Source organism: Stenotrophomonas sp. RIT-551 (assembly GCF_026241915.1).
GTDB classification, from domain to species: Bacteria; Pseudomonadota; Gammaproteobacteria; order Xanthomonadales; family Xanthomonadaceae; genus Stenotrophomonas; species Stenotrophomonas bentonitica_A.
This window is the reverse complement of the sequence record NZ_JAPJIU010000008.1, coordinates 171,764-178,973: the sequence shown is the minus strand read 5'-3', so window position 1 is coordinate 178,973 and position 7,210 is coordinate 171,764. Positions and strand designations below refer to the sequence as shown.

At 67.8% G+C, this 7,210-nt stretch carries 5 protein-coding genes; 2 read left to right on the top strand and 3 right to left on the bottom strand.

Translation table 11 applies throughout. The annotated features are described in order from the left end of the window. The first annotated feature begins 354 nt into the window (after nt 1–354). Complete coding sequence (locus ORK51_RS11920) at nt 355–990, top strand: helix-turn-helix domain-containing protein (RefSeq protein ID WP_019183064.1); 636 nt, start codon at nt 355–357, stop codon at nt 988–990. A gap of 13 nt (nt 991–1,003) precedes the next feature. Here ORK51_RS11920 and ORK51_RS11915 read toward each other — a convergent pair whose 3' ends face one another. Continuing rightward, complete coding sequence (locus ORK51_RS11915) at nt 1,004–4,123, bottom strand: discoidin domain-containing protein (protein ID WP_266085044.1); 3,120 nt, start codon at nt 4,121–4,123, stop codon at nt 1,004–1,006. 268 nt (nt 4,124–4,391) lie between these two features. Between ORK51_RS11915 and ORK51_RS11910 the strand changes: the two genes are divergently transcribed. Continuing rightward, on the top strand, nt 4,392–5,420 hold the full coding sequence (locus tag ORK51_RS11910; protein WP_070473085.1) for a phosphotransferase enzyme family protein: 1,029 nt from the start codon (nt 4,392–4,394) through the stop codon (nt 5,418–5,420). 9 nt (nt 5,421–5,429) lie between these two features. Here ORK51_RS11910 and ORK51_RS11905 read toward each other — a convergent pair whose 3' ends face one another. After that, nucleotides 5,430–6,737 (bottom strand): type II toxin-antitoxin system HipA family toxin, encoded by a 1,308-nt coding sequence (locus ORK51_RS11905; RefSeq protein ID WP_266085043.1) that lies wholly within the window; start codon nt 6,735–6,737, stop codon nt 5,430–5,432. Further along, complete coding sequence (locus tag ORK51_RS11900; protein ID WP_070427231.1) at nt 6,734–7,084, bottom strand: helix-turn-helix domain-containing protein; 351 nt, start codon at nt 7,082–7,084, stop codon at nt 6,734–6,736. The genes ORK51_RS11905 and ORK51_RS11900 overlap by 4 nt, the downstream gene beginning before the upstream one ends. Nucleotides 7,085–7,210 lie beyond the last annotated feature (126 nt).

Below are 7,210 nucleotides of genomic sequence, written 5' to 3'. Positions count from 1 at the left end.
CAACGCGACAAGTCCTGACAACGCACGCATGTGACGATCCCCTCTGGAACTGGAAGACGCGGCACCCCGGAGCGAATCATCGGAGGGCCAAAAACCATCTCAATCAGACAACAATATTCCTGATTAGAGAATTGTCAAATGCGCGTGATCGTCGCCGGATCATGCGCGACGGGGCAAATGTGACGTATGGGTGTCCTGAACGCGCTATTCCGCGGCAATTGGGAACGTTTTCAGGGCAGTGGAGGCGGCGATCGGAGACGAACGCGACAAGAAACCATCCTGATCAGGATGGCATTCATCTCTACGTAGTATCGTATCCACAACTTCACCAGCAATAGCCCAAAGGTCCTGTCGATGAGCCCGAAAAGCCCGACGCTCGGAACCCTGCTGCGCGGCCTGCGCACGCGCCAGGGGTGGACGCTCAAGGAAATGAGCGAACACACCGAAATCCCCCTGTCCACGTTGTCGAAGATCGAACACGACCGCCTGACGTTGACCTACGACAAGCTGCAGCATCTGGCGCAGCGTTTGAACCTGCGCATGTCCGAGTTGTTCTCCGAACCGGATTCGGACAGCGCGCCCAAGCCGGTCACCGCCCGCCGCAGCCTCGGCTCGCTGGACAAGGCGCTGCGCGTGCAGACCGACAACTACGATTACTACTATCTGTGCACGGAACTGCGCCGCAAGCGGATGATCCCGATCCTCACCAAGGTGCGCGCCAAGACCACGGCCGAGTTCGGCGAACTGGTCCGCCACCCGGGCGAGGAGTACGTGCACGTGATGGAAGGCCGCATCCAGGTCCACACCGAGTTCTACGATCCGGTGGTGCTGGAGACCGGGCAGGGCATCTACATCGACAGCCAGATGGGCCACGCCTACATCGTCGATACCGGCTGCGAGGAAGCGGTGCTGCTGGCCGTCTGTGCCAGCGCGGATGAGGATCTGATGGAATCGCTGATCACCCTGCATGAGCAGGAGGGCGGGGTCTGACCCGTCCCCAGCCTCACCAGGTCGCCTCCAGGCGGCGGAACGGCTGGTTGAGCAGTACACCGCGTGCGTCGTAGTCAGTGAGCATGCGTCCATCCACCCGCACGGTGGTGGGGCGCGTGCGGCTCGGCCACCAGACCCGCACCGCGGTGCCCGTGCGCAGCCCCTTGCCCAGCGTGACCTGAAGCGTTCCCTGGTGCTGCCGTGCCTGCAGGGCCAGGGTGCCATGGGCGGTCGGCAGCCGGTCCACGGCCAGCCCGTCACCGGCCAGCCACGAGGGCGGGGTGCCCGGCAGCAGCGACAGCGCGTCATCGTCCTCGCGCATCAGCATCCCGAACAGGGTGCGGCCGTACTCGGCGCCGATCCAGGTGTGTGGCATGTCGCCGAGGTAGCGCGGGAAACGCAGCCGCGAATGCACCACCTCGGCCAGCACCTGCCACTCCAGCGGCCGGCGGTCGTGCAGCAGCCCCTGCAGCAGTTCATCGGCGGCCTCGGGCTGGTCCAGATGCACGTAGCTCAGCACGTTGCGGATTTCATACGGCGTGTAGGCGTATAGCGCGCCCGGTTCGCTGCGCTTGCGCACGTCCTGCAGATACCGTGCGAACGTCGTGCGCAGTGCGTCCGCAGGCAGGACATCCTGGGCGCCGGTGGGATCCAGCGCGATCGACACACCGGTGGGGTCGCCATCACCCAGGTCGGCCGAGGAGGGAATGAAGTCGATGCCCTTCCACGCCATCGTCGCGCGGATCGACGCGGCCAGTGCGTCGTGCAGGGCGGTGTACTGCTGGCGCGCCCATGCCGCGGTTTCGTGATCGCCCAGCGACTCGGCCAACCACGCACCGTCATGCCAACCCTTCAGGCCCCAGTAGTCATCCCAGTAGCTGTGCGTGGGCGACGGGTAGCCTTCGTGGCTGATCGACGGCGCCAGGATCCCGGCGAAGCGTTCGGGCGAGGGCTGGCTGGCCATGTAGCCCGGCACCAGCGTGCGCTCGCGCAGTTCCTGCAGGAAGCGCATCGCCGCTTTCACCTTGGGCAGGTAGGCCCGTACCGACTCCGGGCCGCCATCGAGCCGGGCCACGTCGGCCACCAGGGCGATGTACTGGCCCTGGCTGTCGTACTCGATATCCGAGCCGAAGCCGGTGTTGACGCTGCCATCGTCATTGAGGATCGGCGAGACCAGCCCGTTGGCGTGTACGCCATGCTCGCTGTACCAGGCCAGGTAATCGCGCGCCACCTTGGACTCGCCCATGCGCAGCAGCACTGCGGAGGTCGCCATGCCGTCGCGGATGAAGGAGCGGTTGTAGTTGCGCGGGCCAGGCTGCATCGCCGGGCCGGTCTGGTTGATCAGCATGTAGGCGGCCTGCGCGCGAAGCATGTCCACCAGCGAGGGGTCGGGCAGGCGCAGGCCAACCTGGCCCAGGCGCGCCTGCCAGTCATCCGAAGCACGTTTGGCCAGGGCGTCGTAGGCGGCATCGGGTGCAGGCGGGAGGGCAGCCAGATCCAGCGCGGGGGCTTCAGGCAGGGCGCCGTCCTTCGCAGAAGGCGCCGTGCCCAGCGGGAAGGCGACCACCACCGAACGGCTGTCGCCCGGCGCCAGCTGCATGCGGTAGGTCAGCGCGGCGGCGGCCAGGCCCTCGGCATCGCGTGCCTGCGTAGTGGCAGGCAGCGTGCCGTTGGCGATCGCTGTGGTGATTTCCGTGCTGCCATCCGCGCCGAACGGTGCCGCGCCGGCAGCGTCAACGGGCGTCAATGACTGCAGCAGGGCGCGGCCATTGACGCGCACGCGCTGACCCTCGATGGCGACGTCGCGGATCGCCGACAGGCCACCGTTCTGCCACGGCGGATTCATCTGCATCGGCCGCACCGCCAGGGTCAGGGTGCCGCTGACAGGTGCAGTGCCGGTGTTGCGCAGGCGGTGGCGCACGAAGGTCACCGGCTGTCCGTCGAGCTCGACGGCGAACGCTTCGCTCTGCAGCTCGAGCCCCGGTTGTGGCGACCAGGTTGCCGACGGCATCGGCTTCCAGCCATCGCGCAGCGCGTGCCGCACCGGCGCCCCGGCGGCACCCGCGGCGACACCGTCCGCACTGCGCCAGATCGGCTGCACCAGCGGTGCGCCCTTGAAGGCCTCGATGTTGCCGTACTCGTCGAAGATCGATTTCTGCCGACCGGCATGGATGCCGACCGCGGTCCAATAGGTCTGCTGCAAGTGCAGCGACGCAGGGAACAACGCGCGCTGCGCACCGCTGGCGGCGATCTGATAGCGCTTCATCGGCGTCATCACGGCCTTCGGACCCAGCAGCCGCAGGCGGGCGACCTGCGGCGCGCCGCCGTCCACCGTCAAGCGCAGCGCCGTGGCGGTCACGGCAGCCGGCGCGGCCAACCAGCTTTGCTGCCGGGTACCGGCCTGCGGGTCGTTCGCAAGCTCGGCCCAGCGCCCCTGCGCATCACGCGCCTGCAGCCGCGCGGCGCCGTGCGCGCCGGCCCAGTCCACGGCCAGGCCGGTGGTGGACACCGCACGCGGCAATGCGATGTCAAGCGCGTGCGCACCGTCCTTGCCAGGTGGAACGGCCACCGCACTGCCGCCTTGCCACAGCGCCGCGGCCCGGGTTGCATCCACGCCGGCCACGCGCGCGCTGGTGGTGCTGTCCAGCGGCTCCAGTTCGAAGATCGACACGCCCCAGTCCGAGGTGCGCTCCGGACTGGCCAGGCGCAGGTAACGCGCCTGGCGCGGCGCGAAGTAGAGCGTCTCGATACCGCCGAGTGAATCGCGCATGGTGTAGGCCGGCTGCCACTGCTGCCCATCCAGCGAGGTCAGCAGGGTGTAGCCCTCGGGATTGGACACATCCCAGGTGATCTGCACGCCGCTGAGCGTGCTCGGTTGGCCAAGGTCCACCTGGAACCAGTGGCCGGGGCTGAAGGCGCCGCCGGTGACCGTGGTCGGGTCGCCATCGATCAGGTGGCTGACCGCCATCGCCGGCACCTGCTGCGAGGAACTGCTGGCCTGCCACTGGCTGCGCGGCGGAACGGGCTGGGCAGCCGCGGGCAGGCTCAGGGCGAGGGCGGCGAAGAGCAGGGCGCGGGCCATGACGCGGCGCGGCCGGTGCACGGCAATTGAACGGTCAGCATGCAGCCCCATCAACGCGCTCCTGATGTCAAACGACCGCCGACGGCGGGGTGGGGCACACGCTAGCAGGGCCTGTAATCGTTTACATGACGCGTCGCAATATGGCCGGGGCCGTCACCCTGCCGCCGTCGCGATCCGGTCGCGCAGCCACCGGCGCGCCGGATCGTGGTGAACGCGTTCGTGCCTGCTGCATGCGTTGCCGCTTTCGTGATGCACTGCGCTGGGCGATGCGTGACCCTTCTGCGATAGTCGCGACATATAAATCACGCGCGTTGGATTGATGCTTCATCCACAAGAGTTGTCCGCAGCGCAGATCAGCCAAGTGCTGGATGAGGTGTTCGGCGTGCGTGCCACCGCGGTGCTGCAGCGCGCCGGCGGAGCGGATGCGGGGGCGACGGTGTACCAGGTGGCTGGCCCGGACGGCGCGCGCTGGTGGTTGAAATGCCGCCGCTATGCGGTGGCCCCGGTGGTGTGGACAGTGCTGCACCACCTGCGCGAGCACGCCGGCCTTCGGGAAGTGATCGCGCCGCTGCCCACGCGCGATGGTGCGGCGGCGGCGAGCTGGGCCGGGCTGCAGTGGACGCTGTTTCCGTATGTCGAGGCGTTCTCCGGTTTTGAAGAGGCGCTCTCGCGGGGGCATTGGGAACGGCTCGGACGGGTGCTGCGCCAGGTGCATGAGGCGCGGCTGCCGACCGAGCTGTCCGATCACCTGCGTCGCCCGGTGTTCGACGACGACACTGCAGTGGAACGGGTCGGCGCGTGGCTGCAGCGGGCCGATGCGCGGATACCCGTACGCGATGCCCTGGGCGAGGAGTACCTGGCACTGTGGTGCCGCCATCGCCAGCGGATCGAGGCGATCTGGCAGCGCTGTGGCGAGCTGCGCGCGCGGATCGGTGAGGGACGATGTCCGCGCGTGCTGTGTCACGCGGATCTGCACGCGGGCAATGTGCTGGTAGGGCCGGGCGCCAGCGTCTTTCTGATCGACTGGGACGACATGGTGCTGGCGCCGCGCGAGCGTGATCTGATGTTCATCGGCGCAGGCATCGGCGGGCGCTGGGGGCGTGAACAGCCGCCGGGGTTCGCCGAGGGCTACGGGCCGGTCACGGTCGACCCGCTGCGGGTGGCCTACTACCGCCACTGGCGGATCCTGCAGGACCTGCAGGAATTCCATGATCTGCTGCTCGAGCCCGGCGCCACGGCGCGTCCACCTGCACAGCGACGCCAGGCCCTGCGTTACATGGCCGAGCAGTTCGCACCCGGCAACGTCGCCGATTGCGCGGCCCGTGCGTGGCAGGCCACACAGGGCTGAGGCCGCCGCTCAGCGGATGTTGGTGCGCAGGCTGCCGCGGATCTGATCGCGCCAGACCCCGGCCACGCCGGCGTCGTCGGCAAAGTGTGGCCAACGCAGCACGCTTTGCCGGACCTGTTCAATGATGTCGCGGGCGCGGCGGGCATTGATCGAGGCAGTGGCGGCACATGCGGCCAGGTCGGCCAGGTCGAAACCCTCGCGCTTGCCGTTGATCGACATCTGGTGCCGAGCCGTCCAGTCGCCGTCCGGGTTGTACGCCCAGGTGATGTCGAAGGCAGGCGACAGCGACCACTGGCCCTGCCGGTCCATCAGGTAGGCGATGTTCTTGACGTGGTCATCCTGGTTGCGGGCGATCACGTTGAACACCATCCGCCGGAACTGTTCCTCCAGCTGCGCCATGGGCAGGCGCAGCTGGCGCATGACCAGCAACGCCTGCTCATAGGAGTACGCATCGGGATCGTTGAAATCGAAGCGGGCCATTGCCGCCAGCGACTGCATATGGTGCTTGCCACCGGCCTCGGTGCGGTCGAAGCGTTGGGTCATGAAGTGGCGGCGGCCGCCTTCCTCCAGCAGCCGGCACTCGCTGATCTGGATGCCCGCATCCCGTGCCATCAGCGCGTACGCGTACTCGACCACGCCGTAACCTTTGGGGTCAGCCAGCTCCTTGTCGCGGTTGTTCTGTACGCCATCGAACTTGAGCAGCCAGTAGCTGAAGCCTGGCGCGGCCGCGGCCTGGCCCGATCGGACCTCACCGGTGCTTTCGTTCCAGGCGATCACGGCTTTGGCCCGTGCGCCACCGGCCGAGGTGCCCACGCGCAGAATGTCGCGCAGCGCATCGGCGCGTTCTTCATCGCCGAAGGAGGCGCGCAGATTGTCGCGGTTGCTCAGGACCTCGGTGGCCAGCGCGACCAGGGCATCGATCTGGATCTTGTGCGCCGTGCGCACGCGCGGACCATGCACGGGCGAGAACTCCAGCGCGCCCATGCCGCGCGTGCCGGTGTAGCACAGCCGCTCCACCGCGTTGAAGCTGTCCGGGGTGCGGCCCTGCGTGGCCAGCCACGCGTTGATCAGGGTGTTGCCGTACTTGTCCGGCAGGGCATCGGCGAGCAGGCCGGGCAGGCCATGGAAGCCCGCGGGGTTGAGCGAGGGGAAGCTGAAGACCCGCTCCGCCGCCAACGGCATGGTCAGAGGGGCGACTTCGATGCTGGAGCGTGCAAACGCCGGGTCGTAGGCAAACTGCGCGACCCGCTCGCCGTCGGCCAGTGTCACCGCGCCGATCCGGCTGCCCCACAAGCGCACCTCGGCCGTGGTACTCATTGCTCATCGCCCCACGTCCACGGCTTGGCCGGGGTCGACGCGGCCACCCCCGGTCGGGCACGCTGGCGCGGCTGGCCGCGGCGTTCCAGCAGGTCGATCGGATTGGGGCTGTCGCTGGGCAGCAGGGCGTCCAGCGCCTCCAGCCTGCCGAGGGCGCGCAGGTACCGGATCAGGTTGGCCAGTTGCGCGGGCGTACCGTCTTCGAGCCGCTGCACGGTGCGCTTGGAGACGCCGGCCGCATCCGCCAGCTGTTCCTGGGTGAGTCCCTGCGAAAGGCGCATGCGCGCAAGGCGTAGCCCGAGCTCCAGCAGCACCGCCTCGTCGGTCATCAGATGTGTGATTGTCATAAAGTGACCCTCCTGACGCTTTATCATCCTCTATTGGGTTAAGGCGTCAAGTATGGCGCTTTGTGGAGCTTAAATGATGTTTATATAAAGCGCCAAGTATGGCGTTTTACGGCGATATGCACATAA